We start from the raw sequence: 1,658 nt of genomic DNA, 5'->3' as shown, positions 1-1,658 counted from the left end.
TCGACGTGGGGATGCCACAGTTCAAGGCCCTCGGGTCGTAGGAGCAGGACCGTCTCCAGTTCCTCGCGGCGCAGGTTGCACTCGGCGGTGCCCGTCTCGGCCATGGCTTTGAGCCGGGCCGTCTCCGCTTGCCGGGCTTGCCGCTGGGCCTCCTTCTCGGCTTGGGCGTCCTCGCGCTTCCTTGCTTCCTCCGCCCGGCGGCGGGCCGCCTGGCGCTTGGCCAACTCGGCCTCCACGCGGGCGGCTTCCTTGGCGCGGGCGGCCTCCTCACGTTGGAGGTGCTTCTCGCCGGCGGCCAGGAGCCGGGCGTGTTCGACGACGGGGTCCACCTTCCGCTTCCTGGGACGGGGCTGAGCCGCCGGCGCGGAGGCCTGGCTGGTCGTCGGCTGCTGCGTCCCGCGCTTGTCGGTCAGCTGGTCCGCGTACTGCTCGGCCCCGTGCTGCAGGAAGGTCGCGGCCTGCTCCGGGGTCCAGCAGGTGCGCTCGGCTGCGCGGGGCTTGGGCGGCACGGAGTGCTTGGCCGGGTTGTAGCGCAGGCGCCTGGAGTGAACTGCGGCGTTCAGCGCGTTGCGCAGGGTGGACACGGCCCGGTGGACGGTGACGCGCCCGCGCTGGGCCTCCAGCTGGGCTGCGACCCAGGCGTCGATGTGTTCCGGGCGCAGGTCGAGGAGCCGGAGGTGGCCGAAGGCGGGGACGAGGTCGCGCTCGACGCACGCTGCGTAGCCGGCGAACGTGTTCGGCGCGAGGTGCGGCTTTCTCGTGGCGAGCCATTCGCGTAGGTGGCTCGCGATGGTGGTGCGGCGGTTCTCGTAGACCCCGGGCAGCTCACCGTCGAGCACCGCCCTCATCTGCCGGGCTGCCTCGGCCCGGCTGGCGAAGCCGCCACGCCGATGCGTACGACGCTTGCCCTCATCCGGGGCCAGGTCGACGCAGTACGTCCACGACCCGTGACCAGCCTCCTCCAACAACCGCACACACCACGGACCCAACTGCTTCCCGTGCCCGCCCGTACAACCGCACCACTGGATGGTGCCTCTGGGGCAAGCGTCGCTGCCGTGTCGGGTGTGGCGGCAGGGCGTGCGGGGCGATGCGCGAAGCACTCAGAACCAGACGGCGAAGACACGCTCAAGACGACACACCGCTCGGAAGATCACGATCCGTAGTCGGCGGGTAGGGGACCATGATCTGCTCGCTGGAGCCGGACCGGGGAGCCGGCTAGCGCCGTCGACGCAACGGCTGTCGGGATCGCACGGCGGTATTTGCTGAAGGTCCGACAGATCTCGATCACCGGCAGCAGCCGCGGCGGGGTGGTCAGCCCGGCTGAACGGAAAGGGTCTGCCGGTGTAGGCCGGTAGCGACTGGATGATGTTGCACAGTGATGAGGGTTTTGGCCCCTCGGAGTCGCCCCCGCGGAGGGAAACTCCAAACCGCTTCCTGCTGCGTTGGCTGGAGACCGTCGCGGTGAGGGTCGGAGGAAGAGGTGCTCTTGAAAGGGCGTAGCCGGCCTGGCTCCCGCCTCGGATACCGTGTTCCTCTACGGGGTGCCATAACGGATGTGACGCCCCCCACCGGAGGTAAGTCAGCGTATGAGTTCAAAGCGCAGCAAGAATCCAGCCCTGCCCGTACTCGACGACGCATTCCGACTCGCGTCGGTCAAG

Annotated in this window: 1 protein-coding gene; it reads right to left on the bottom strand. The window is 69.5% G+C overall.

What is annotated here, in order from left to right; genetic code table 11:
• Nucleotides 1–848, bottom strand: an 848-nt coding sequence (locus PUR56_RS01005; RefSeq protein ID WP_443034414.1) for a phage integrase central domain-containing protein, incomplete at its 3' end; no start/stop codon positions are given.
• Between the last annotated feature and the right edge of the window lie 810 nt (nucleotides 849–1,658).

Origin of the sequence: Streptomyces sp. BE303, from assembly GCF_036290945.1 — a bacterium.
In the GTDB taxonomy this organism is placed as follows: Bacteria; Actinomycetota; Actinomycetes; order Streptomycetales; family Streptomycetaceae; genus Kitasatospora.
The sequence above is the reverse complement of the archived record's forward strand: the minus strand, read 5'-3'. Positions and strand labels throughout refer to the sequence as shown.